Origin of the sequence: Enterobacter quasimori (assembly GCF_018597345.1) — a bacterium.
Taxonomy (GTDB): domain Bacteria; phylum Pseudomonadota; class Gammaproteobacteria; order Enterobacterales; family Enterobacteriaceae; genus Enterobacter; species Enterobacter mori.
The window spans coordinates 1,025,573-1,050,916 of record NZ_JAHEVU010000001.1; the positions used below are offsets into that span (position 1 = coordinate 1,025,573).

At 54.8% G+C, this 25,344-nt stretch carries 19 protein-coding genes; 3 read left to right on the forward strand and 16 right to left on the reverse strand.

The features are described from left to right. Positions 1-597 precede the first annotated feature (597 nt). Positions 598-1,656 (forward strand): porin OmpF, encoded by a 1,059-nt coding sequence (gene ompF, locus KK102_RS05020; RefSeq protein WP_276516107.1) that lies wholly within the window; start codon positions 598-600, stop codon positions 1,654-1,656. 184 nt (positions 1,657-1,840) lie between these two features. Beyond that, positions 1,841-3,031, forward strand: a complete 1,191-nt coding sequence (gene aspC / locus KK102_RS05025; protein ID WP_047346900.1) for an aspartate transaminase — start codon at positions 1,841-1,843, stop codon at positions 3,029-3,031. Between the two features lie 51 nt (positions 3,032-3,082). Here the strand turns inward: aspC and KK102_RS05030 are convergent, their stop codons facing one another. The 7 genes from KK102_RS05030 to cmoM all read right to left on the reverse strand — a co-directional run bounded on the left by KK102_RS05030 (position 3,083) and on the right by cmoM (position 13,717). Beyond that, positions 3,083-3,730 (reverse strand): MBL fold metallo-hydrolase, encoded by a 648-nt coding sequence (locus KK102_RS05030; protein WP_089598364.1) that lies wholly within the window; start codon positions 3,728-3,730, stop codon positions 3,083-3,085. 20 nt (positions 3,731-3,750) lie between these two features. After that, the gene (gene mepK, locus KK102_RS05035; protein WP_185805582.1) at positions 3,751-4,302 is read right to left on the reverse strand and encodes a peptidoglycan L,D-endopeptidase MepK; all 552 of its coding nucleotides are present in this window, start codon (positions 4,300-4,302) and stop codon (positions 3,751-3,753) included. A gap of 175 nt (positions 4,303-4,477) precedes the next feature. Next, positions 4,478-6,301: a L,D-transpeptidase gene (gene ldtD, locus KK102_RS05040; RefSeq protein ID WP_216357086.1), complete on the reverse strand. Its 1,824-nt coding sequence runs from the start codon at positions 6,299-6,301 to the stop codon at positions 4,478-4,480. 177 nt (positions 6,302-6,478) lie between these two features. Then, positions 6,479-10,927, reverse strand: coding sequence for a chromosome partition protein MukB (mukB, locus tag KK102_RS05045; RefSeq protein ID WP_216357087.1), 4,449 nt, complete (start codon positions 10,925-10,927; stop codon positions 6,479-6,481). After that, entirely contained in the window at positions 10,927-11,631 is a 705-nt protein-coding gene (gene mukE, locus KK102_RS05050; RefSeq protein WP_216357088.1) for a chromosome partition protein MukE, read from the reverse strand. Before mukE ends, mukB begins: the two co-directional genes overlap by 1 nt. Continuing rightward, positions 11,612-12,934: a chromosome partition protein MukF gene (gene mukF, locus KK102_RS05055; RefSeq protein WP_006809372.1), complete on the reverse strand. Its 1,323-nt coding sequence runs from the start codon at positions 12,932-12,934 to the stop codon at positions 11,612-11,614. Before mukF ends, mukE begins: the two co-directional genes overlap by 20 nt. Positions 12,935-12,937: 3 nt before the next feature. Beyond that, positions 12,938-13,717 carry a tRNA uridine 5-oxyacetic acid(34) methyltransferase CmoM gene (gene cmoM / locus KK102_RS05060; RefSeq protein WP_042713976.1) on the reverse strand — a complete coding sequence of 260 codons (780 nt, stop codon included), beginning with the start codon at positions 13,715-13,717 and terminating at the stop codon, positions 12,938-12,940. Positions 13,718-13,841: 124 nt separating this feature from the next. Between cmoM and elyC the strand changes: the two genes are divergently transcribed. Beyond that, positions 13,842-14,621, forward strand: a complete 780-nt coding sequence (gene elyC, locus KK102_RS05065; protein WP_010429275.1) for an envelope biogenesis factor ElyC — start codon at positions 13,842-13,844, stop codon at positions 14,619-14,621. Here the strand turns inward: elyC and KK102_RS05070 are convergent. The 9 genes from KK102_RS05070 to rpsA all read right to left on the reverse strand — a co-directional run bounded on the left by KK102_RS05070 (position 14,598) and on the right by rpsA (position 25,246). Then, positions 14,598-15,491: a YcbJ family phosphotransferase gene (locus tag KK102_RS05070; protein ID WP_216357089.1), complete on the reverse strand. Its 894-nt coding sequence runs from the start codon at positions 15,489-15,491 to the stop codon at positions 14,598-14,600. The two genes, elyC and KK102_RS05070, sit on opposite strands and share 24 nt — an antisense overlap. A 139-nt stretch (positions 15,492-15,630) precedes the next feature. Further along, on the reverse strand, positions 15,631-16,377 hold the full coding sequence (gene kdsB, locus KK102_RS05075; protein WP_216357090.1) for a 3-deoxy-manno-octulosonate cytidylyltransferase: 747 nt from the start codon (positions 16,375-16,377) through the stop codon (positions 15,631-15,633). Continuing rightward, positions 16,374-16,556 carry a protein YcaR gene (gene ycaR, locus KK102_RS05080; RefSeq protein WP_006174474.1) on the reverse strand — a complete coding sequence of 61 codons (183 nt, stop codon included), beginning with the start codon at positions 16,554-16,556 and terminating at the stop codon, positions 16,374-16,376. The genes kdsB and ycaR overlap by 4 nt, the downstream gene beginning before the upstream one ends. Before the next feature lie 45 nt (positions 16,557-16,601). Further along, positions 16,602-17,831: a winged helix-turn-helix domain-containing protein gene (locus tag KK102_RS05085; RefSeq protein ID WP_126543599.1), complete on the reverse strand. Its 1,230-nt coding sequence runs from the start codon at positions 17,829-17,831 to the stop codon at positions 16,602-16,604. A gap of 44 nt (positions 17,832-17,875) precedes the next feature. Continuing rightward, positions 17,876-18,853, reverse strand: a complete 978-nt coding sequence (lpxK, locus tag KK102_RS05090) for a tetraacyldisaccharide 4'-kinase (protein ID WP_216357091.1) — start codon at positions 18,851-18,853, stop codon at positions 17,876-17,878. Continuing rightward, positions 18,850-20,601 (reverse strand): lipid A ABC transporter ATP-binding protein/permease MsbA, encoded by a 1,752-nt coding sequence (gene msbA / locus KK102_RS05095; RefSeq protein WP_126543597.1) that lies wholly within the window; start codon positions 20,599-20,601, stop codon positions 18,850-18,852. Before msbA ends, lpxK begins: the two co-directional genes overlap by 4 nt. 36 nt (positions 20,602-20,637) lie before the next feature. Next, positions 20,638-22,902 carry a ComEC family protein gene (locus tag KK102_RS05100; RefSeq protein WP_216357092.1) on the reverse strand — a complete coding sequence of 755 codons (2,265 nt, stop codon included), beginning with the start codon at positions 22,900-22,902 and terminating at the stop codon, positions 20,638-20,640. A gap of 212 nt (positions 22,903-23,114) precedes the next feature. After that, the gene (ihfB, locus tag KK102_RS05105) at positions 23,115-23,402 is read right to left on the reverse strand and encodes an integration host factor subunit beta (protein ID WP_003858233.1); all 288 of its coding nucleotides are present in this window, start codon (positions 23,400-23,402) and stop codon (positions 23,115-23,117) included. A 170-nt stretch (positions 23,403-23,572) separates the two neighbouring features. Then, positions 23,573-25,246 carry a 30S ribosomal protein S1 gene (rpsA, locus tag KK102_RS05110; protein ID WP_003858235.1) on the reverse strand — a complete coding sequence of 558 codons (1,674 nt, stop codon included), beginning with the start codon at positions 25,244-25,246 and terminating at the stop codon, positions 23,573-23,575. Between the last annotated feature and the right edge of the window lie 98 nt (positions 25,247-25,344).

Consider the following 25,344-nt stretch of genomic DNA (forward strand, 5'->3'; position numbering starts at 1 on the left):
TAAGACAATGGCCAGCACATGCTGGCCATTATTTTATTCTGCAATGTCAGTTTTCGTCAGCGCAAAGTCAGCCTCTTTAAAAGACAACCCCGTCAAAAGCACTAGCTGTTACGTTTTGTTTCCATGAAATATCTGTGAATAAAAAATATCCCGCATTCTTATTGTGCTTATTTAATTCTCAAGCAATAGCATATTTTTTATTCAATTTCACAGCCATCCAGAAGTCCTTTCGCGGTCATAAGAAAAGTTGAGTCGTTTAACCGCTGTTTATATGAATTGCCTTTAGCCAAATTAAACATAAGCAATTCATATATATAGGAATGAAACCGCTGCTTAATTAGCCAGGCCTCTCTGAAATTTGAGATGGTTCACAAAGTTCCCAAAAATACACATCTAGTTACACATTATTTCTTTTTGTTACCTAATCTTGAGAATTGTAGCACTTTCAGGCTAGCGAAACGGTTCTATGAATGGAAAGATGCCTGTCAGATACATAAAGACACCTAACTCTCATCAATAGTTCCGGAAATATTTATTGACAGAATTTATTGACGGCAGTGGCGAGTGTCATAAAAAAACCAATGAGGGTAATAAATAATGATGAAGCGCAATATCCTGGCAGTGGTTATCCCTGCCCTGCTGGTAGCCGGTGCAGCAAACGCTGCAGAAATCTATAACAAAGACGGCAACAAGTTAGATCTTTACGGGAAAGCTGTTGGCCTGCATTACTTCTCTGATTATGCTGACAACGATGGCGACAAAACTTACGCGCGTCTGGGCTTCAAAGGCGAAACTCAGATCAACGATCAGCTGGCCGGTTACGGTCAGTGGGAATACAACTTCCAGGGTAACAACTCTGAAGGCTCCGATGCTCAGTCGGGCAACAAAACCCGTCTGGCCTTCGCAGGTCTGAAATTCGGTGACGCAGGCTCCTTCGACTACGGTCGTAACTACGGCCTGGTCTATGACGCAATCGGTATCACCGATATGCTGCCAGAATTCGGTGGCGATACTGGCGCAAGCGATAACTTCTTCTCTGGTCGTACCGGTGGTCTGGCGACTTACCGTAACAGCGGCTTCTTCGGCCTGGTTGACGGTCTGAACTTTGGCGTTCAGTACCTGGGCAAAAATGAACGCACTGACGCAACCCGTTCTAACGGCGACGGCTGGGCAACCTCTCTGAGCTATGATTTCGACGGCTTCGGCATCGTCGGTGCTTACGGCGCAGCTGACCGTACCAACAACCAGCAGACCCTGCAGTGGGGCGAAGGCGACAAAGCTGAGCAGTGGGCAACCGGTCTGAAATACGACGCGAACAACATCTACCTGGCAGCGCTGTACGGCGAAATGCGTAACGCGGCTCGTCTGGGCAGCAACGGCTTCGCTAACAAATCACAGGACTTCTCTGTTGTCGCTCAGTACCAGTTCGATTTCGGCCTGCGTCCATCCATCGCTTACTACAAATCTAAAGCGAAAGACGTAGAAGGCGTGGGTGATGAAGACTTCATCAACTACATCGACATCGGTGCGACTTACTACTTCAACAAAAACATGTCCACCTATGTTGACTACCAGATCAACCAGCTGAAAGACGACAACAAGCTGGGCATCAATAACGATGATACCGTTGCTGTAGGTCTGGTTTACCAGTTCTAATCAGTACACCACGTTGTTATATGCTTAATGAACAGGGCTTCGGCCCTGTTTTTTTATGCCCGACAGAAAATAATGGCGACTTTTGAAAAGCCGCACGCTTTTCGTCGCAAACGGTTGGCATTTTGTAAATCACCCGTTAACCTGATAGCGGATTTCACTTCTGTAATCACAATGGAACTTCGTCATGTTTGAGAACATTACCGCCGCTCCTGCCGACCCTATTCTGGGCCTGGCCGATCTGTTTCGTGCCGACGACCGCCCTGGCAAAATCAACCTGGGTATTGGTGTATATAAAGATGAAACCGGCAAAACCCCGGTCCTGACCAGCGTTAAAAAAGCTGAACAGTATCTGCTGGAAAACGAAACCACCAAAAACTACCTCGGTATTGATGGTATCCCTGAATTTGGTCGCTGCACCCAGGAGCTGCTGTTCGGTAAAGGCAGTGCAATTGTGAGTGACAAACGTGCCCGTACAGCACAGACCCCAGGCGGTACCGGTGCGCTGCGCGTGGCGGCGGATTTCCTGGCGAAAAACACCTCCGTTAAGCGCGTATGGGTGAGCAACCCAAGCTGGCCAAACCACAAGAGCGTCTTTAACTCTGCGGGTCTGGAAGTGCGTGAATATGCTTACTACGACGCGGCAAATCACTCCCTCGACTTTGACGGCCTGCTGGCAAGCCTGAGCGAAGCGCAGGCAGGTGACGTGGTGCTGTTCCACGGTTGCTGCCATAACCCAACCGGCATCGATCCGACGCTGGAGCAGTGGGAACACCTGGCTAAGCTGTCCGTTGAGAAAGGCTGGCTGCCGCTGTTTGACTTCGCCTATCAGGGCTTTGCCCGCGGTCTGGAAGAAGATGCAGAAGGCCTGCGCGCGTTCGCAGCCGTGCATCAGGAACTGATCGTGGCGAGTTCCTATTCCAAGAACTTCGGCCTGTACAATGAGCGCGTAGGTGCCTGTACGCTGGTTGCTGCTAACGAAGAGACCGTCGATCGTGCGTTCAGCCAGATGAAATCGGTTATCCGCGCTAACTACTCTAACCCACCGGCACACGGTGCGTCTGTTGTTGCCACCATCCTGAGCAACGATGCCCTGCGCGCGATCTGGGAACAAGAGCTGAACGATATGCGCCAGCGCATTCAGCGCATGCGCCTGCTGTTCGTGAACACCCTGGCTGAGAAAGGCGCGGACCGCGACTTCAGCTTTATCATCAAACAGAACGGCATGTTCTCGTTCAGCGGCCTGACCAAAGAACAGGTTCTGCGTCTGCGTGAAGAGTTTGGCGTGTACGCCGTGGCCTCTGGCCGCGTGAACGTTGCAGGCATGACGCCTGACAACATGGCGCCACTGTGCGAAGCGATTGTCGCCGTACTGTAAGTTGCACCCATAAAAAAGCCTGCATTATGCAGGCTTTTTTTTTATCCGGATTTACCAGACAGGCATTTCATCCTGAAGGAACGGGTTATGGAGCCGTTCATAGCCCAGCGTCGACATCGGACCGTGTCCTGCGATAAACGTTACGTCATCGCCCAGCGGCAATAACTTTTGTTTAATCGACTGAATCAGCTGACCGTGATCGCCGCGCGGGAAATCGCTGCGTCCTACGCCACCTTTGAAAATGACATCGCCGGAAATCAGCAGACGTGACTGGTCATCAAAGAAGACGATATGGCCTGGCGTATGCCCAGGACAATGCAACACCTGTAAAGTCACATTCCCTACGGTAACGCGATCTCCTTCGTTTAACCAACGATCGGGCGTCAACGGCAGACACTCATCAAGGCCAAACATGCGGCTTTGGGCGGGTAATCCTTGCAGCCAGAACTCATCTTCTTTTTCCGGGCCGATCACCGGCACACCGTAGTGTTCAGCCAGTTCAGCCGCAGCACCCACATGGTCAAGATGACCATGAGTGAGCAAAATCTGCATCAGCGTGACGCCGCTTGCTGCGACCTCCTGCTTGATTTTCTCAGCGTCACCGCCGGGATCGACAAGCGCGGCCAGTTTAGTTTGCTCGCACCAGATCAATGAACAGTTCTGGGAGAACGCGGTAACCGGAATAATACGATAGTTCATACTGCTCCTGTGTTTCGTTATTACCAGTGCCGAACCGGCCCGGTATCAATATGCACAAAGTTGCTACGTGGGTAATATCCTACACCACCTGCGCGCATAGATAACGCGGCTTTGCGAATATTGGCTAACGAAACGCCTTCAATGTGGAAATCCATTGCCTGCCCTTTGGTGTGATAGCTTTTTTTCGCTACCCCACGGCTGTGGGCGCGCAGTTCATTGTTGGTATCGAGTGAACGGTATCCTGAAATGAGCTGCACCGGCTTGCTGGTTCCCAGCAGGCCCTGAAGGCGGAATAACTGATCAAACAGTCCTGGATCGATGGCTTTTATTTTATTCGCGCGGAAATCACGGAAAAAATGGTTTAGTTTTGCTAATTCATCCTGAATATAGCCTCTGCCATCGAAAAACTCCGCTTTAAGCGACTCACCGGTATGAAGATTGTTGAGCGTTAAAATACGCGGACGTGGTGTCGAGAGGGTGGCAAATGCTGGCGTCGGAAGGATGGCCGCTGCGCCGAGCGCAACACCACCTAACGCCAGCAATTTGCGGCGATTAGCGTCAAATTTGTCCATGATAATCAGGTCTACAGGTCAATGAAATCGTAAATATGCTTAGCGCACGAAGGGCACCTTAACTGTCAAAACAGCTTACGTCAAGGCGCCCAACCCCAGTGAATACGCGGCTTACAGCCAGATCGCCCCGTATTCACCATAACTTACGACAATCAATTTTCCCGAACTACTTCATTTACCTGATTAATTGTTCAGCTTTTGGCAAAATTTGTGCGCCGGATCGCGCAGTGAGATCATAATTGTAAATATCTGTACGGTACTGGGTGCGCCCGTCCTCGCCGACAAACGCCGTCAGATAGTAAAGATTGACCGGGATGTTGTGTCGAATATTAACGTAACGGGTATCACCTTGTTTCAACGCATCTGAAATCCGCGTATCGTTCCAGCCCGCATCCTGCAGCAGCATATTTGCCAGCTCAGAAGCCTTATTCACACGAACGCAACCCGAACTGAGCGCGCGCGTATCCTTCTGGAACAGGTTGTGGTTCGGCGTATCGTGCAGATAGATTGCATCTGAACTTGGCATGTTGAATTTATAGCGCCCAAGCGAGTTATGGGCACCCGGAGCCTGCTGGAAGCGGAACGGTAAATTCGACGCCGTTATCGTTGACCAGTCGACCATCCAGGGATCTATCGCCTCTTTACTGTTCCAGCCGCGCATCACGGTATACCCGTGGCGCTCCAGATACCCAGGATCGTTCCAGACCTTAGGCAGGATATCCTTACGAGCCAGCGTCGGCGGGACGTTCCACGGCGGGTTAACCACCACGTTATTCAGCGCGCTGCTCATCATTGGCGTTTTACGATCGGGACGCCCGACAATCACACGCGAAGCCAGCACTTCACTCCCGTTCTGGTAATAGACCAGCGAATACGCCGGTATATTTACCATGATGCCGGTAGACAGCGTGCCTGGCAGCAAGCGCAAACGCTGGATATTCAGCGCCAGTACGCCCGCCCGTTGTGCCGGAGAAACATTCAGCCAGTCGCGCGTTGAGGGACCTATTACGCCATCGGCACCCAGCCCCTGAATAGCCTGGAACTGCTTCACTGCCGCAACCAGCTCGCGGTCATACGCGGCTGGCTTCGAGCTTAGCGGAGCGGAGCTTGTCTCTTTTACCGGTGCCGACGGGCTCACGGCCACGCTTTGACCATCATCGCCAGGAAGCGCAATTTTTGGCCCATTATCCAGAATGCCGGAACGTTTGAGAATTTCGCGCAGTGCGGGAACATCACTGCTCCACTGCCCCGGACGCAGCGTAGCGGTCGCTCGCAGCTGCGGCCACGGGCGTGAATCCGCAACCAGCTCAAGCAGCGACTGGTGCATTGTGGCGTATTGTGGATGTGCAGGCGCAAGGCTTGCGATAAAGCGCGGCAGGTCGCCATTATCCAGTGAAAGCTGCCATTGGTTTATGACCGACAGGGCGGGCGTCGCCAGCTTGTACGGTTTTTCGCTGTATAACCAGCGATTGCCATTTACCGGAATACCCGCCACAAACTGGAGATACCCCATCATGGCATCCGAGAGAACCACGTCACGCGCCTTCCCCGTCACGGCAGGATCGGTCAACAGCTCAACCCAGGTCGTAAACTGCGGCTGAATGCCCGCGATGGCCACTTCTGCCAGCTGCTGCTGGAAAGCTCGCACCGCATCACGATTGTCCCACATCGGTTTCATATCACGCGCGGCATACAGCAGCGTGAGCTGATTGAGATAAACAGGCGTGTATCCTGATGGCAGCCCGGACTGCAGCTGCTGACGAACAGACTCTGTGTCGATACCTTCAGGTAACGGCGTAATACCGGCCATAATGGCCGTTGCTGGCGACTGCTCCAGCGGCTGCGACAACGACGTCGGCTGAGCGCCCATCGTTGCAGAGCTGTCAGTCGGTACAACCTCAGGCTCATCAGCCTGCGCGGTGAACAGTGGAGCAAACATCACTGCCAGGCACAAACTCAGCACTGACAGCTGACGACCACGATTTTTCTTTAGCAACATCCCTTGCCCCCTGTTTTCACGACACGCCCATCACATTGGGGCTTTCTTTCATTATAGGTAGGCACACATGCTGTTGGCTTACCTTATGTAAAGAAGTTTAAAGATAACGCAGCCGTAAGCACAAGCTATGAGTAAAAAAAAGCGGCGCTACTGCGCCGCGCTTTGTAACAAAACACCTCAGGAGGCGTCTGCCGTACCCGGTAATGACTCAGGTGGTTGCGGTGCAAAACCGCGCAACCCGACAACGTGTACGTGTTCGCTGTTCTGGAATACTTTACGCACCAGTTTGTATGTCGTCCCTTTTTCCGGGCTGATATTTTCCGGTGCCGCGATGATGAGCTGCATATCGAGGCGATCGCAAAGCTCAAACAGCGTGGCGATAGAGCGGGCATCAAGACGCGCCGCTTCATCAAGGAACAGCAGACGACATGGCGAGATGTCTTTACCGCGCAGGCGACGCGCTTCATCTTCCCAACTCTGGACAACCATCACCAGAATCGACATACCGGTACCGATAGCCTCACCCGTCGACAGCGCACCAGACTCCGCACGCAGCCAGCCGTCGGAGCCACGGTTAACCTCTACTTCCATCTCCAGATAGTTACGGTAATCCAACAGCTCTTCACCAATGGTTTGCGGCGTACGCTGGCCCATATCGATCTGCGGGTTCAGGCGCTGATACAGCTTCGCCAGCGCTTCAGAGAAGGTCAGACGGTTGCTGTTGAACAGATCCTGGTGCTGTTCGTGTTGTTCAGACAGCACGTCCAGCAGCGTAGAGTGAGCCTCACGCACGTTCACGTTCAGACGTACGCTGTTAACCTGGCCAAACGACACGCTCTGCAGGCCCTGGTTGAGCTGGCGGATACGGTTCTGCTCACGCTGAATGGTCTTACGGATGATGTTCGCCACGCTGCGGGAGCTGATAGCCAGCTTCTGCTCGCGGGAGGTCAGCTCTTCCGTCAGGCGACCCAGCTCGATTTCCATCTGTTCGATAGCCTCGACCGGATCGTCGGTACGAATGATGTCCTGACGAATGCGCTCGCGCAGGTGCTGGTAAACCGCCACGAAGAACTGGATTTTGCGCTCTGGACGCTTCGGATCTTCCGACATGCGCAACACATCACGCAGGTGTTCGTTATCCGCCACCGCCAGACGCAGTGCGCCCAACGCTTTATCCGACATGGAACGCAGTTCATCGGCAGAGAGATACGCCAGCTCGCGACGGTGCAGGCGACGCTCAACGTTATTGTCTTTCACCATGCGCATCACCGCGCACCAGCCCGCCTTCGCGGTGACAACCTGCTCGCGCATTTCGTGATAGTCGCGCTCCAGCTTGCGCAGGCGACGCGTCAGGTTGTCCATCTCCGCTTCACAGAATGTCAGCGCTTTTTCCAGCTGATTACGGCGAGCTCGGTTGTTGCTGAGCTGGCTGTGCAGTTCATCGCGACGAATGCGCGCACGTTCTTCCGCACCGCTGTCGGCACGCACGCCAATATCCTGCAGCTCTTTGTACAGATCGTTCAACAGCTCTTTCTTGGTATCGAAGGAGCTTTTCAGCGAGGCCATGACCTGACTGTACTGACTCAGCTGTGCGGCATGCGTACGCATGGCTTCACGAGCGCGGGTACGCTCGGCTTCCGCCTGCTCGAGACGCTGACGCAGCTTTTCATTCAGATCGCTGTTTCCACTCAGCATTTCCGCCGAATCGGAGTAGCCGAAGTGGGCGCGACGCTGTACCACCTCCGTCAGGGCAAACGCCTGCTGACGCGCTTCGCGCTGCACCTGCTGTGACCAGGCGTAATCTTCTTTTAACTGCTCGAACTGCTCCGGGTCGCTTTGAAGAACGGAGATGACCGGCTCCAGCTTCGCCAGCTGATTGCCGTGCTGCTGCACAAAACGCGCGGCTTCCTGCGCTTCATCCAGCCGTTCCTGGATTTCATCAACGCGGTCAGCCAGCGTGTCATCAGCCAGCAGATTCAGGCGCGGCAGGATGCGGTTAAGGGCGGCGACGCCCTCTTTCGCCTGTTCAAACTGCACGCGGCTCTGCTGGTTGTCGCTTTCATGATTGGCAATCGCTCGCTCAAGTTCACCACGGCGGGTATTGAGCCTGCGAATTTCGGCTTCCGGGTCAGCTTCAAAGGCCACGGCCAGATGGCTGCCGATAAAACGGCTGAATGCCTGGTGCAAACGCTGAGTTTTCTGTACGTCAAACGACAGCGTCGCAAAGCGTTCGGAGAGCGTTTCACGCTCGGCGTGCAGGCTTTCGATACGGCTTTCGCGCGCGGCGCGGCCAAACAGCGGCAGTTCCGGGAAGCGGGAATAGCGCCACTGGCGGTCGGCGATTTTCACCACCACCGCTTTTTCCAGCTCGTCGACGCTGAATACGCTGTCATCAAACGACTGCGGATCCCCTTCGATCAGGTAGAGATCTTCCGGACAATCTTCCAGCCCTGCCAGCTGCTCAGAAATCAGCGACAGATCCGGGACGACAATTGCATTACGCGACGGACCATACAGCGCGGAGAAATACGGCGCATCGTCCAGACCAACATCGTCGTAAATTTCGGACAGCAGTACGCCGCCAAACCGCTCTGCCAGCGTATTGAGACGCGGATCTTCCGCACCGCCCGGCTGGCTTAAGCGTTCAATTTCTTCGTCGACTTCACGCTTGCGGGCGCCGACTTCATCACGTTCAACAATCGCTTCGCGCTCGCGCTCCAGCAGCTGCTGCAGGTATTCGGTCACTTCCTGACTGGATTCAAACTGCTCGCCGCACTGTTCGCTGAGCTGGCTCAGGCTGCTTTGGGCCGCCAGCCAGACCGGTGCACGCTGCAACAGTTTTTGCGAGCGGGACTGAAGCTGCTCCATCTCCTGGCGCAGCGTCATACGCTGTTCGCTGGCGTTGGAGACACTGTCTGAAAGTGCCGCAATACGCGCCTCAAGCTCCTGATGCAAAGCCTCAAGCTCGTCGAAATCGTAATTTTTCCCCTGACGCTTGCAGAATTCCGCCAGCAGACGCTCGGCTTCTTGCTGCTCGCGCAGGCGCTGTTCCAGCTCGTTCAGACGCATGCGCAGCGGCTGAACCTGCTCGGCCAGATGGCGCTGGTTCACACCGTCGCGCAGCAGTTCACGGGCAACGTCCCAGGCTTCATTACGCGCCAGCGGGCCGTTAATCGCCACCACCAGCTGGTAGGCCTGTTCAAACTGGCTGTGCGCCGTTTGCGCGACGCTCATTTTCTGATCGAGTGACAGGAGTTTCTCAGTGGCTTCCTGCTCTTTGGCCTGGAAGGTGTCCAGCCATTCGTCGGCGCTTTCTGGCGTTAAGTCAGGCAGATGACACAGCTCTTTGGCTCGCTGTAACGCCTGCAGCGCCTGAGTGTACTGAATTGCACGCGTTTGCTGTACGTCCAGCGCCTGCTGGTAATCGGCAAGCTGGCTTTTCAGCTCATCCACTTCCAGCTCGGCGGCTTCGGCGCGGGCTTCGTTCTCTTCCTGCATCTCGGCGGCTTCGGCCACCACTTCGTTTTGCTCTTCGAGACGGATCTGCAGCTCGTCGAGGTCCGCTTCATAACGCTCGATTTTTTCCTGCTGACGCAGCGCGGTCTGCACCAGGTTCAGGTGATCGCTGGCGGCCTGATAATCCGCTTCCAGGTCACCCTCGGCACCGTTGTGCTCACCCAGCTCGCGCGCCATTTCGACGTGCTTATACTGCTCGGCCACCAGCTGCTTACGCGAGGTAAACAGCTCGCGGCGGTACTCTAATGCCTGATCGAGATGAATGCGGCGCTCGTTGGCGTGACGCATATAGTCCGCCGCCACATAGTTGGTGGCTTCGCTGATAAGGTGTTTAAACAGGTCGCGGTCGGACTGGGTCACGCGAATGGCTTCCAGCGTCATGCGGTTTTCACGCAGCGCGGCTTCCATATCCTGGAAGGCCTTACGCACGCCGCTGTTTTCCGGCAGCAGGTAGTCGCGCAGGGAGCGGGTAATGGCGCTGGAGATACCGCCGTACAGGGACGCTTCGATCAGACGGTAGTATTTGCTACGGTCTGATGCCGTGCGCAGACGACGTGCCACCACGCCCAGGTCGAACATCAGGGAGTGGTAGTCGGTAATCGAGTTGAACTGCTTGAACTGTACGCCTTCGATAGTTTCAAGCTTGTCTTTCAGCTCCTGCAGCGTCAGCACGCGCGCCTGACGTTCGTTCAGGGTCTCCGTCAGTAGCGCCGTCGGCTGCACGGACGTTGGCAGACCCTGGATGGCGAACGGTTTGATATCCACTTTACGGTCGCGACCGGCAACCTGCTGCAGACGTACGCCCACCACCACGCGCTGGTGACGAGAGTTGATGACGTCCAGCACCGAATAACAGACGCCGGCCTTCAGCTTACCGTGCAGACCCTTATCACGAGAGCCGCTTGTCGCCCCCGCTTCGGTGGTGTTACGGAAGTGCAGCAGCGTCAAATCGGGGATCAGCGCCGTGACAAATGCCGCCATGGTGGTGGATTTACCCGCACCGTTACCGCCGGAGAGCGTCGTAACCAGCTCATCCAGATCGAAGGTTCGGGCGAAGAAGCCGTTCCAGTTAATCAGCGTTAGTGAGCGAAATTTACCGCGTTCAATCATTACTCTTCCTCCCCGCTATCCGGCAGATTCTCTTCATGCTCATCATTGAGCTGCAAATGGTTTTCTACCGGCATCGCTTCACCGTCGCGGATCATGCGCAGCTGCGCTTCACGGGCGTCATCACCCGCGCGCACGTCGGCGCCGAAGCGGAAGACAGATTCCGTAATGCGGAATTTGCTGCTGTCGTGCCCCATAAACCAGACCATGCCCAAACGACGCAGACGGTTCAGGGAAGAGCGAACTTTTTCCTGTAATTTCTGACGGTCAAGATCGGAACCTGTCGAACGGTTATTCACCAGCTTCAGCAGTTTGCTTTCATCTGCCAGCGATAGCAGTTCGTCGTAGAGTTCCTGCTGAGTGAAAATCCCTTCGTTCGCCAGACGTTCCGGGCTGAGGTAGAGGTAGCAGAGAATTTTGCCGACCATCATATCCAGCTCGGAGAGTACGGAACGCGGAATCAGCGTGGTTGAGCGCGGGCGCAGGTAGAAAAACCCTTCCGGCGCGCGAATCAGCTCCACGTTGTAGCGCGCGTAGAACTCTTCCAGGTATTCCTGGAAATCCATCAAAAAAGCGTGATTATCCAGCTCGTCAAGACCAATGTGACGACCGGCACGCAGCTGGCTGTCCAGCGCCGGAAATAACGGATTCGCCAGCGCCTGTGCCAGCTTCACTGGCATCACTTGTTCAATATTTGTCAATGACATGCGCCTGTACCTTGGCTCCGTAATCGTTGATCGGCTGCCACTTCGGCGGCAGTCCGGTGAAATCTGCTTGCGCGATGCCCAGGCGCACCGCCTGATCTACCACGATGCGGGCAACGTCAAAGTGCCGCGCGCGAGGATATTGCGCCAGATAGTCGCGCACCACGAGACCAAGATCCAGCGGTGCTTGTCTGGTTTTGTAGACAGCGAGCTGTTCTTCGATCATCGCCGCAAGTTGTTCGCGAATTTCGTTAAATTCTTCATATTCCAGATCCGGCGGCAGTTCACCGGTCACCTCTTCATCGCGCAGCGCCATCTCTTCGTCGCGCATATCCAGCAGACGGTCGGCATTCGCGTAGGTCAGCGCCCACGGTGCATCGAAATAGGTTTGTACCGACTGACGCAGACGCTGAGCAAAGACGCGGTTTTTGTCCATATCGATCGCGGTACGGATAAATTTATGCACGTGTCGGTCGTAGCCGATCCACAGGTCGATCGACTGCTGGCCCCAGCTAATAATACGATCGAGTTTGCTTTGCAGATCGAAGACCAGACGGTCGACAAAGTGGAGATCGTCGTGCGCCATGGTCGCATCCTGGATGCGGAGCAGATTGGCCTGCAGCTTGTCGCCTGCGGCTTCCAGCGTATCCTGCAGTTCACGCAGCGTACCGGAGGTTTCTGACAATAAAAGTTCACAGCTGGAGATGGCCGCACGCCAGTCTTTATTCAGCAATTGAGCGATATCGTCTTTCACCTGCTGCTGTTGTTCATCCATCAGACGCTGGGTCAGATCGATGCTGTCGAAAATCTCTGCCACCGAGTACTTCAGCGGCGCGTAGACGTTACGGTGCCAGTGGAATTCGTCACCGTTTTCATCTGCCGCGTCGGCGGCGCGCTTAAGCTCGCCCGCCACGATCGAGAGCTGCATGGAGAGACGCAGCGTCGAAAACTCGCGCTGGCGGATGTAGTAATCGGTAATGCCGATCCCCAGAGGCGTCAGACGATAAATGGCGTTTCCTTCCGCCTGCTCGCTGGTAAAGCGGTTCAGCAGACGTTGACGTACCATATCGTTGATCGCGTTGTTGGCACGCACGCTAATGGTTTCGCTGGTTTGCTCAAACGCATCACTGACATGGCGGAACGCATCCACCAGTTCACCCTCGCTCATTTCACCATCCAGCCGTTCGCCGTTCAGCGTGGCAACTGCCAGCAGGAAGGAGAGTCTGTCTACCGGCAACGAGATGGAGAAATCGTTTTTCCTGGCCCAGGCAACCAGTTCGGGGACTGTCTGGGAAAATTCACTCATAGATTATCCTTGCTTCTGCGGCTTGCGCGCGGTGACGTGTATATAGCGGCCAAGGCTCAGATAAGGCTCCTGGCGGCAATACCGCGTTTCTATTTCTGTTAAGGCGTCTAAACAGTCATGCTGTTTTTGTTTATCACGCAGATAATCATGAAACACCCTCACGCCTGTTTTACCGGTGATCTCCCAACCGATCTCCTCCAGCCAGCCATAGACCTGCTGCGGTTCACGTGGGAAATCCGGCGATAGCGTGCGCCGTTTCTTTTTATACATTCCCTGCTGCACGTAGCCAAAATTGCCCACCAGCACGTTTCGCATCAGCAGACCGTTTGCATTGTAGAACATCAGCGATAACGCACCGCCCGGACGCAACATCGACCACAGCGTTTTTAACATGGCTTGCGGTTCGGCGACCCATTCAAGCACAGCATGAAACAATATCAGATCAACCTGCGTTTCCAAATGCTGGGGAATGTCCTGAGCGGCGCAATGTATAAAATGCATGTTGTCGCTCACACCTTTCTCTTCTGCCGCGCGTTCGGCGCGAGTAACCATCTCAGCAGAAAGATCGCAAAGCGTGACGTGGTGCCCCCGCTGCGCCATTAGAATTGCAGTCTGACCTTCCCCGCCACCGGCATCGAGCACGCGCAACTGCCGGTCACCCAATTCCGCCAACAGCTTGTCCAGATCCTGCCAGAGGATCGTCTGCCGAAGCTGACCTTTGGTGGTGCCATAAATGTTGCGCGAAAACTTTTCCGCGATGTCATCAAAATTGCGATCCCGCATTGGGAAGGTTCCACTCGCTAACTGCAAAACCGCTATTTTGTCACACCCGCGCGGAGAATGAACCACTCTGGTGTAATATCACGGGTAATCGCCTGCTGTATGGTTAAAAAAGGAACCAAAAAGGATGCTTTTTACCCTAAAAAAATACATCGGAGGCATGATGCTTCCCCTTCCCCTGCTGCTGCTTCTCATCGCGCTGGGGCTGGCACTGGTGTGGTTCAGCCGCTTTCAGAAAAGTGGCAAAACGCTTATCACACTCGGCTGGCTGATGATGCTGCTGCTGAGCCTGCAGCCGGTCGCGGATGGTCTGTTACGCCCCATCGAAAATAAGTACCCGACCTGGCAGGGAAATCAGAAAGTGGAGTACATCGTGGTATTGGGTGGCGGGTATACCTGGGATCCGAACTGGGCACCCAGCTCTAATCTGATCAACAACAGCCTGCCGCGCCTGAACGAAGGTATTCGCCTGTGGCTTGCTAATCCGGGTTCGAAAATGATCTTCACCGGAGCCGCAGCCAAAACAAACCCGGTGAGTACGGCAGAGGCTGGCGCACGCGTCGCTGAATCACTGGGCGTGCCGCGTTCATCTATCATCACCCTGGACAGCCCAAAAGACACCGAAGAGGAAGCCGCCGCGGTGAAGCAGGCCATCGGCGACGTGCCGTTCCTGCTCGTGACATCGGCGTCGCATTTACCGAGAGCGATGATTTTCTTCGAGAAACAGGGATTACACCCCCTACCCGCACCGGCTAACCAGATAGCGATCAACGCGCCGCTTAACCCGTGGGAACGAGCAATCCCGTCCCCGGTCTGGTTGATGCACAGCGATCGTGTCGGTTACGAGACGCTTGGACGCCTCTGGCAATGGCTGAAAGGCGCGTCAGGCGAGCCAGGGCAAGAGTGATTTTGTCGCCAGGTCGAAGTTGGCGCGATTGAACCTTCCGGTATTCACCAGTTGCGCCACTTCATCCCAGAGCAAATAGAGCCAGCGCCGCCAGAGAAACGCCTCCGCAACGGGCGCCCGTTGCAGATAGTGCCAGAGCAAACCTTCCGCAGAGGCGCTGTCGCATAGTCTGAACAGTTCATACTCGCGCGGTGCCCAGAGCATAATGCCCGGCCCCACCATCGCCAACAGCTGGTCGCTGCGGGGATCTTTCAGCATGCTGCGTAGGGTAAAATTGCCGTGCATCAGCACGCAGTTGTCGTTAAAGCCGTCAAACAGCGCAGGCAAGCACTCGCGGGTGCGAAACAGAATGCGTTTGTCCTGCATGGTTAAACCGGTGTTGTTGAACTGGTTAAGCGTTCCCCACAGCACTTCTACCCGCTGGCGATACCAGAGCGGCCACAGGTTTTCCTGGGTGCTGTCGACGGGGCCGACGAGCCCGCGGCTATCCTGTCGGTGCCAGGCCAGCAACGCCTCGACGATCTGATCTTTCAGCTGTTCCCAGCGGTCCGGCGTGCGCGCCGGGGCTTCAACAGAGACGCCACGCAGGCGCTCAATAAGCAGGACATCCGGGCCGGGGTGTTCCTCATGCGTCATGACACCGTAAACCGTCGGCATTCGCACCGTACCTTCCCTTGCCAGCATCGACATTTTCCATGCCAGCCGTCTGGCGACGCCGGGTGAGGTAAAGCTTCTGGCCATGAGAGGCATTGGGTTTCCATGACTGTCATACAGCGCCCAAAGTGCGGTATCCGCCTTTTCATTCACACACTCGACCCGGCTCAACGTCTCGCCAAGCAGATGGCTCAGTTCGGCACGCAGCTGTTCCATATGAGATTACCCCCATTAAGGCTACTGCTTTTATAATGAGCGCGAGAGCAACGGATGTCACCCGAAGAGATCAATTATGGGTAAGAAAGGAAAAATTGATGGGTGAGAACATCCCCCCAAAGGAGGGATGGAGGCAACATTAATGCAGTTCAGCGCGAACGCGCTCAAGATCTTCCGGCGTATCAACGCCCGTTCCGGGAACTTCTTTGGCAACGGCTACGTGGATTTTTTCGCCATACCAGAGCACGCGGAGCTGCTCCAGCATTTCAATATGCTCCAGCGGGCTCGGTGCCCAGTTGACATAGCGGCGAATGAAGCCCGCACGATAGCCGTAGATCCCAATGTGGCGCAGGAATGAATCACCGATGGTCTCTTTCGATACCGCAAAGCGATCGCGATCCCAGGGGATCGTCGCGCGTGAGAAATAGAGCGCATAGCCCTCGGCATCCATGACCACCTTAACCGCATTCGGGTTGAATGCTTCTTCAGCATGATGAATGGGTACCGCGAGGGTGGCCATGCCAACCTGACGCTGCGCCAGATTTTCCGCTACCTGGCGAATAATAACCGCCGGGATCATCGGCTCGTCGCCCTGCACGTTGACGATGACCGTATCATCGCTAAAACCACATTTCTCGACCACTTCCGCCAGACGCTCCGTGCCGGACTGGTGATCTGCGCGAGTCATGCATACCTCACCGCCAGCCGCCTCAACCGCACGGGCGACGTCAGGATGATCGGTAGCAACAATCACGCGATCGGCACCGGATTCACGCGCACGCTCAAGAACATGCACAATCATCGGCTTGCCGTTGATATCCACCAGCGGTTTACCCGGCAGACGCGTTGATGCATAGCGCGCCGGAATAATGACAACGAAACTCATGGCTTGCTCTCTTCTGCCACCAGGGAACGGGCTTCATTTTCCAGCAGGACCGGAATACCGTCCCGCAGCGGGAAAGCCAGACTGTCCAGCTTGCAAATCAGCTCTTGTTTATCCTGGCTGTAGTAGAGTTTGCCGTTGCACACCGGGCAGGCAATAATTTCAAGTAAACGGTGATCCATAGTTCCTCCGTATGGGTAATCGCTAAAGCTTAACACATTCCCTTTTCAGGGAGTGTCTGTTTCCCAACCACTTCGGCAGGTCGTAAACAGCCCGTCCGGCACGCGGCCCAGCGTCACGCTGCTCGCTCCTTGCCAGCGCGCAAATTCGCTAATGGCGGATGATAATCCTTTCTCCAGGGGGGCCGTCGCCTTAACCCCGTCTTCAAGATACAGCGCGATGATTTCAAGCGTCCCGGTTTTGCGGTGCATTTTGGCATCCATACGCCCCACCAGTTGCCCTTTATGCAGCAGAGGCAAAACAAAGTAGCCGTACTGGCGTTTTGGCGCGGGGGTATAACACTCCAGCCGGTAGCTGAAATTAAACAGCTGCTCGGCCCGCTTTCTGTCCCAGACGACCGGGTCGAAAGGTGACAGTACCGCGCTGTGTGTGGCCTGAAGCTTACCTTCCCGCGCCTGTGGTAAAAGCGGGAGCAAATCGGCATGCAGCCACATCTCGCCCAGCGTTTCCACCGTGACGGGGATGACGCGCTGCTCGCGCTGCCACGCCTCCAGCAGCGGTTTTAGCGCGGGCTGACGCAGGCGATAATAATCTGCCAGCCACTGCGGGCGAAAAATCCCCAGGCTGCGGGCGCTGTTCTCCAGCATGATGGCTTCGGCCGCTTCCTGCGTAAGCAGGTCACGCTCGTCGTCCCAGTGCGGCATCACGCGGTGCGTCAGGTCGTACACGCGCTGAAAGTTACGCCGCTCCACAACCATCACTTTACCGGATGTAAACAGCCCCTCAAGATGACGTTTATGCGGCTTCCACTCCCACCATCCGCTCGCCCCTTTTCGCGGATGCTCAAAATCAGCCGAACGCACCGGACCGTTTTCCTGAATATGCGCGATAAGCTGCTCAATCTCAGCGGCGTGTTCCTGCATCCACTCCTGACGATATTTCCAGCCCATCTTATCCGGAGAGAGCATGCGGTGACGAATCAGCGCGAAATCGCTGCGGGGCAGGAAACAGGCTTCATGCGCCCAGTATTCCATTAGCTCGCCCTGCCTAAGCGCATTGTCCAGCCACTGCGGCTGATAATTTCCCAGGCGGCTGAAGAGCACCAGATAAGGGCTTCGCGCCACGATGTTGATGGTGTCGATTTGCAGCAACGACATGCGTTGTACGGTGGAGAGAATGTCAGAGGGCTGTGCGCGACGGCGAGGCTTTTTAAGCAGCCCCTGAGCGGCAAGGTGTAAATGACGTGCGGCTGAAAGCGAGAGTTGCGGTAAAGACATGCGTTTTCCTGTCAGTCAAAGCGCCACCAGAACCGCGTAAGCGTTTATCGCACCAACGCAATCAGTTCCTTGAGCAAGTGTTCCGGCTGCTCGCCGCTGAGTTCAGCGTCAACCGGCAGATACCACCAGTTTTCTTTCGCAAAGGCACGGCATTTCACCGCATCTTTTTCGGTCATGATCAGCGACTGCCCGGGTACGGTCAGGGCGTCTACCTGACCTTCCATCAGCGCCTGGTGGTCGGCCAGCGGAACGCGTTTTTCTAGCCGGGCACCACACTGTCCCAGCGTCGCGAAGAAGCGCGGAGGGTGACCAATACCCGCCATCGCCACCAGCGCAGGCAGTTGTTCAACCGCCTTACGTTCGCCGGTTAACAGGTTAACCGCCATGCCTGGCTGCAGATGCATAGGTATTTCACCTTGCTTAGCCTGGCCACCGTTAACAATGACCGCATCAACGGACCGAAGGCGCGTCGCGCGTTCACGCATCGGCCCGGCGGGCAGCCACCAGCCGTTGCCAAAACGGCGCACGCCGTCGATGACCACAATCTCTTTATCACGCGCCAGCGCGTAATGCTGAAGGCCATCGTCGGTAATAATGATGTCCACCGCGTGCCCGGCAAGAAGCGCCTGAACGGCGTCGCTGCGCACGGGTGAGACCGCAACCGGCACACCTGTTCGCTGATAGATCAGGACAGGTTCATCACCCGCTTCGGCCGTTGTTGTATCAGCCGCCAGCAGAAGCGGATAGTGCGTCGCTTTACCACCGTAGCCGCGCGATACCACCCCAGGGCGAATACCGCGTTTTTGCAACTGCTCCACCAGCCAGATCACCACCGGCGTTTTGCCGTTCCCACCTGCGGTCAGGTTACCAACCACCACAACCGGAACCGGCGCGCGCCAGGCGCGCTTCAGCCCCAGGCGGTACATCAGACGAATGGCACCGCTCACCAGGCCGTATAGCCAGGAGAGCGGCAAAAGCAGCAGCCACAGCGGGGATTCACCGGACCAGATGCGTGCAATCATTGTTGACCGAACTGCATCTTATGGAGCTGTGCGTAGACGCCTCGGTGGGCGAGCAGATCGGCATGGCTACCCCGCTCGACAATCACGCCATCTTCAACAACCACGATTTCATCAGCCTGTTCGATGGTCGACAGACGGTGCGCAATCACCAGAGAGGTACGGTTCTTTTGCAATTCGTCCAGCGCAGACTGGATAGCGCGTTCAGATTCAGTATCCAGCGCGGACGTCGCTTCATCCAGAATCAGGATTGGGCTGTCGCGCAGCAGCGCACGCGCAATGGCAATACGCTGACGCTGACCACCGGAAAGGAGCACGCCGTTTTCACCGATGATGGTATCCAGACCGTTATCCATCTTGTTGATGAAGTCCATTGCATACGCCATGCGTGCGGCATTCTCGATCTGCTCGCGGCTGTACTCTTCAGTACGCGCATAGGCGATGTTGTTGGCAACCGTATCGTTGAACAGATGCACGTTCTGAGAAACCAGTGCAACCTGGTTACGCAGCGACTGCAGGGTATACTCCCGCAGGTCATGGCCATCTAACAGGATTTCGCCTTCATCAATGTCGTAGAAGCGCGTAATCAGGCTGGCAATGGTTGATTTACCCGAGCCGGAACGGCCCACCAGCGCAACGGTTTTACCTGCTGGAATCGTCAGGTTGATATTACGCAGTGCAGCCACTTCGCGGCCTGGATAGGTAAAGGTCACGTTGCGGAATTCTAAGTCTCCGTTTGCACGCTCAATCACGCGCGTACCTTCATCTTTTTCCTGCTCGGAATCCAGAATGCTGAACAACGTCTGGCATGCTGCCATCCCGCGCTGAAACTGCGCGTTCACGTTAGTCAGGGATTTCAGCGGGCGCATCAGCGCAATCATGGAGGAGAAGACAACGGTGATGGTCCCTGCCGTCAGGGTCTCCATTACGCTCGGGAAGCTCGCTGCATACAGAACAAATGCCAGGGCCAGCGAGGCGATCAGCTGAATGATAGGGTCGGAGATAGAGGAGGCCGACACCATTTTCATTCCCTGCAGGCGCATTTTATTGCTGACCTTATCAAAGCGCTTGGTTTCGACTTCCTGACCACCAAAGATCAACACTTCTTTGTGGCCTTTCAGCATCTGTTCAGCGCTGGTCGTGACCTGCCCCATCGTATTCTGCATATTCTTACTGATATTGCGGAAACGCTTGGAGACGACGCGGATAGCAATGGAGACAACCGGTGCCAGCACGATCAGGATGAGCGACAGCTGCCAGCTGTAATAGAACATCATGACAAACAGGCCAATGATCGATGCGCCTTCACGGACCACGGTAATCAGCGCGCTGGAGGAAGACGATGCCACCTGCTCTGAATCGTAGGTAATACGTGACAGCAGCGTGCCCGTAGACTGTTTATCAAAGAATGAGACCGGCATGCCCATCATGTGACCGAAGAGTCGGCGACGCATGGACATTACCACTTTTCCTGATACCCAGGAGATGCAGTAGCTGGAGATATAGCTGGAAATACCGCGTAAGATCATCAGCCCGATAACCACCAGCGGCATCCATAGCAGCACTGAGCGATCCGTTTTACCAAAACCGTCATCCAGTAACGGTTTGAGGAGCGATAGCATAAAAGTATCGCTGGCTGCGTTGAGGATTAACGCTACGCCCGCCACGATCAAGCCTGCTTTGAAAGGGGCAATCATCGGCCAGAGTCGGCGGAACGTTTGCCACGTGGAGAGATCTTTGTCGTTATGCATTCAAAAAACCAGCATTTGTTGAAATAGCCGCATATTCTACCCGTTATCTACGGGCGCGCCAAACCACTGATGATACCAACGCGGTAAATTGTGTTCACGCAGGCGTCGGACCTGCCTGTTATGTTGCGAAAATGTCACCGATATTTGTCCAGAATGAGGGGTGTCTAGCCAGGTATATCCCTCTTTCACGTAGCGCCGCACCACTTTCGCAGATGGGAAACGCCACGCGTTATAGCGGGCTGCAGAGGCCAGCGCTATTTTGCCTTCTGCACGCTGCACCAACGGCATGGAAGACGAGGTGTTGCTGCCGTGGTGAGGTACCTGAATGAGTGTAGACGCCAGATTGCGCCAGCGGTGGCTCAGCATTGCCATTTCAGCCGGTGCTTCAATATCCCCTGTCAGCAGGATGCTCTGCTCACCGTCGTCGATCTTAACCACGCAGGAGCGGTTGTTACCTTTGGCGTGCCCTTCTTCAGGCGGCCAGTGAACGCTGAACGTTAGCCCCTGCCACAGCCATCGCTGCCCTCGAAAACAGGGAAGATGTCCATCCTGGTGCAGCGGACTCCTGACCCACATTTCGGGCCAGGCTTTTTGCAGCGATGCCAGTCCTCCCGCGTGGTCGAGATGCTCATGACTCAGGATCGCCCCTTCTGGCTTCAGGTGATGCCAGCGTAACCATGGAACGATCAGCTGCTGCCCGCTATCGCCCCCCGGCCAGGCCAGCCCGGTATCGTATAAAATAGCCCTCCCCTGACGTTCAATCACCATTGCCAGCCCCTGCCCGACATCCAGCATGTGCAGTGTCCAGCCGTCAGTTTTATCCTTTCGCCACAAAGGCAGTGCGAGCATAATACTTGCTGTAAGACAAACAGCCGGTAGAGCTTTCCAGCTTCGAAAACGCCAGCCGATAATGGCAAGCCAGGGTAGAAGCGTCAGGTATTGCCAACGTTCATCGACATCCTGCCAGCCGTCCGGCAAGCGAGCCAGCAACCCGAATAACCCTGCCAGAGACTTATCGGCCGCATACCAGACAGCGTTCTCCAGTAAAGCAAGCGGAATAAGATGGAGCAGCATACCGAGAAGGATCAGCGGCACGGATATAAACGTGACCAGCGGAACAGCAAACAGATTCGCGATGAATGAAGACAGGCTGAAACCATGAAAAATCAGCACCTGCAGCGGAAGCAGCAGGCACAGCATTCCTGTTTGCAGATGTATGAGATTTGCCAGAGGTTTTATTCGGCGGATCCAGCGCCAGTTCGGAAGCGGTAGCCACTGGTACCAAAAAATTAATGCCGCGACCGCAAACGCCGATAGCGCAAAACTTTGTGACAGAACAGCCACAGGGTCAAAAATCAGAATTGCCGCCACGCAGGCTAACCAGATCTGCCAGGGAGACCATTGACGGCCGCTAATCCGCAGCGCAGCCACCACCGAGAGAGAGACAACCGTGCGCATTGCGGGCGGCTGCATCCCCGTTAACCATGCATAAAAAACCGCAAAGCACAGACCTGCAAGCATGGGAAACGGCCAATGGATAGCGTGGCTCGGCAGAAAATATTGTAACCCTCTTGCCAGTAGCCAGACGATGGACGCAGCCAGCGCGATGTGCAGACCCGAAATCGCCATCAGATGTGTTGTCCCTGTCTCGCGCATAAGATTTTTTATCTGACGCGGTACATTCAGACTCTCCCCCATCCCCAGCCCAAGGATCACTGGCCCCCACTGATATGTTGTGAGTACGTTTTGCAGTGAGCTAAGATACCGTGAACGCAGGCTACAGCGTGCGTCAACAACCTCAGCATGCGTAAAACGCCCGCTCAGCGTTTGATGTCGGGCAAAAGCATTTTTCTGCGAATCGTAGCCACCTTCGTTTAACTCACCATGTACCGCTCTGAGGCGCAGCGCCATAGCCCAGCGTTGACCGGCACACACCTTTTGGGGCAGGTAATTGCCATACAGCGTCACCCCAGTGGCGCCCCTCCAGGGTTTTCCGTTGACGCTGACAATGTTTCCCTGATGCATTGTTGCGCCATCGGTTGCTGTAATGACTACCTCCACCTGCTGCGGCCCTGTCGTCAGATGATTCAACGGCCAAACGCTTTCCTGCGCCGCTAATACACCCCAGCAGAAAAAGAGTAACCCGATGCCTGAAAACGTTAGCCATCGTCTTTGCTGCGCCGCTAACGCGACCCCTGCGGCAATCATCATCCAGACGCTCTCTGGCTCCGGTAAAACAGGTAACCAATAGAGCGGAATAATAGCCAGAATGGCGCAAGCACTGACAACGTGGATCCCCATTTATACCTCCCTGTTTCGGGCAGTATGCCTTGAGAATGGCGTGTCGTCAGAGAGGAAATGGGGCTTTACGGCGGACGCTGCAACGTTTTCAGCGGTTTGCAGAAAAGCTACAATGGAAATGCGTGGCGTATTCAGAAATGCAAACGAGAGGCACAAAAAAAGCACCCGCAGGTGCTTTCTTTTAAACCCAGTTTGGCCATTATGGCCAAAACTCAGTTACCGTAAATATTGGCGCGATCGCGCAGTTCTTTACCCGGCTTAAAGTGCGGAACGTACTTGCCTTCCAGCTCAACTTTATCGCCAGTCTTCGGGTTACGCCCGGTACGTGGAGCACGATAGTGCAGAGAAAAACTACCGAAACCGCGGATTTCAATGCGCTCGCCCTGGGCAAGAGTGGTGGCCATATGCTCCAGCATCTCTTTAACAGCATCTTCCACAGCCTTTGCAGGGATGTGCGGTTGCTGACTGGCAAGTCTTTCAATCAATTCTGACTTGGTCATGATTCCTCCGGTTCCTTTCAAACCAATTAGCTGAACAGCTCATTAAACAAGGGCGGCCGTAGCCGCCCTTTGTTATTGATTACAGGACGAATCCTGCAATCTGTCAAGTCTGCTCCTCATCCTTCGCGCTGTAAATGTGTTACAGCGTAAATGATGGTGAGAACTTGATATTACTCGCCTTTAGCTGCTTTGAAAGCTTCAGCCATTGCGTTGTTAGAGAAGTTTGCATCTTCCTGTTTGTTAACAGTTGCGATTGCATCTTTCTCATCAGCTTCGTCTTTAGCACGAACAGACAGGCTGATTGCGCGGTTCTTACGGTCAACACCGGTGAACTTAGCTTCAACGTCGTCGCCAACGCTCAGAACCAGAGTGGCATCTTCAACGCGGTCACGTGAAGCTTCGGAAGCGCGCAGGTAACCTTCAACGCCGTCAGCCAGTTCTACGGTTGCGCCTTTAGCGTCAACTGCAGTCACTTTACCGTTTACGATTGCGCCTTTCTTGTTCAGTGCAACCCAGTTGTTGAACGGATCTTCTGCGAGCTGTTTAACGCCCAGGGAGATACGCTCACGCTCTGCGTCAACCTGCAGAACAACTGCAGCGATTTCGTCGCCTTTTTTGTATTCACGTACTGCTTCTTCGCCTGCAACGTTCCAGGAGATGTCAGACAGGTGAACCAGGCCATCGATGCCGCCGTCCAGGCCGATGAAGATACCGAAGTCAGTGATAGACTTGATTTTACCTTCAACACGGTCGCCCTTGTTGTGGGTTTCCGCGAACTGCTGCCATGGGTTGTTTTTGCACTGTTTCAGGCCCAGGGAGATACGACGACGTTCTTCGTCGATATCCAGAACCATCACTTCCACTACATCACCAACGTTAACAACTTTGGATGGGTGGATGTTTTTGTTGGTCCAGTCCATTTCGGAAACGTGCACCAGGCCTTCAACGCCTTCTTCGATTTCAACGAAGCAGCCGTAGTCAGTCAGGTTGGTAACGCGACCAGTCAGTTTAGTCCCTTCTGGGTAACGCTTAGCGATAGCTACCCATGGATCTTCGCCCAGCTGTTTCAGGCCGAGGGATACACGAGTACGTTCGCGGTCGAACTTCAGCACTTTAACAGTGATTTCGTCGCCAACGTTCACGATTTCGCTTGGGTGCTTAACGCGTTTCCACGCCATGTCGGTGATGTGCAGCAGGCCATCAACGCCGCCCAGGTCAACGAATGCGCCGTAGTCAGTGAGGTTCTTAACGATACCTTTGACTTCCATGCCTTCCTGCAGGTTTTCCAGCAGCTGATCGCGTTCTGCGCTGTTTTCGGATTCGATAACGGCACGACGGGATACAACAACGTTGTTACGCTTCTGGTCCAGCTTGATTACTTTGAACTCAAGCTCTTTGCCTTCGAGGTGCAGGGTGTCACGGACTGGACGAACGTCTACCAGTGAACCTGGCAGGAACGCACGAATACCATTCAGCTCAACAGTGAAGCCACCTTTAACTTTGCCGTTGATAACACCGACCACAGTTTCAGCTTCTTCGTAAGCTTTTTCCAGCGTGATCCATGCTTCGTGACGTTTCGCTTTCTCACGAGAAAGCAGGGTTTCACCGAAGCCGTCTTCTACTGCGTCCAGAGCAACGTCAACTTCGTCGCCAACCTGGATTTCCAGCTCGCCCTGGGCGTTTTTGAACTGCTCTGCCGGAATGGCGGACTCAGATTTCAGACCGGCGTCAACCAGTACTACGTCTTTGTCGATAGCAACAACAACACCGCGAACGATGGAACCCGGGCGGGTTTCGATTTCTTTTAAGGATTCTTCAAACAGTTGAGCAAAAGATTCAGTCATGTTTAATCTTCAGGTTAATATTAACGTCCACCTGGCTCCGTGCCGGATGGGGTTGTTTCACATACCCGCCGTCAATCCATTGCAGCGGGGGTACTGCT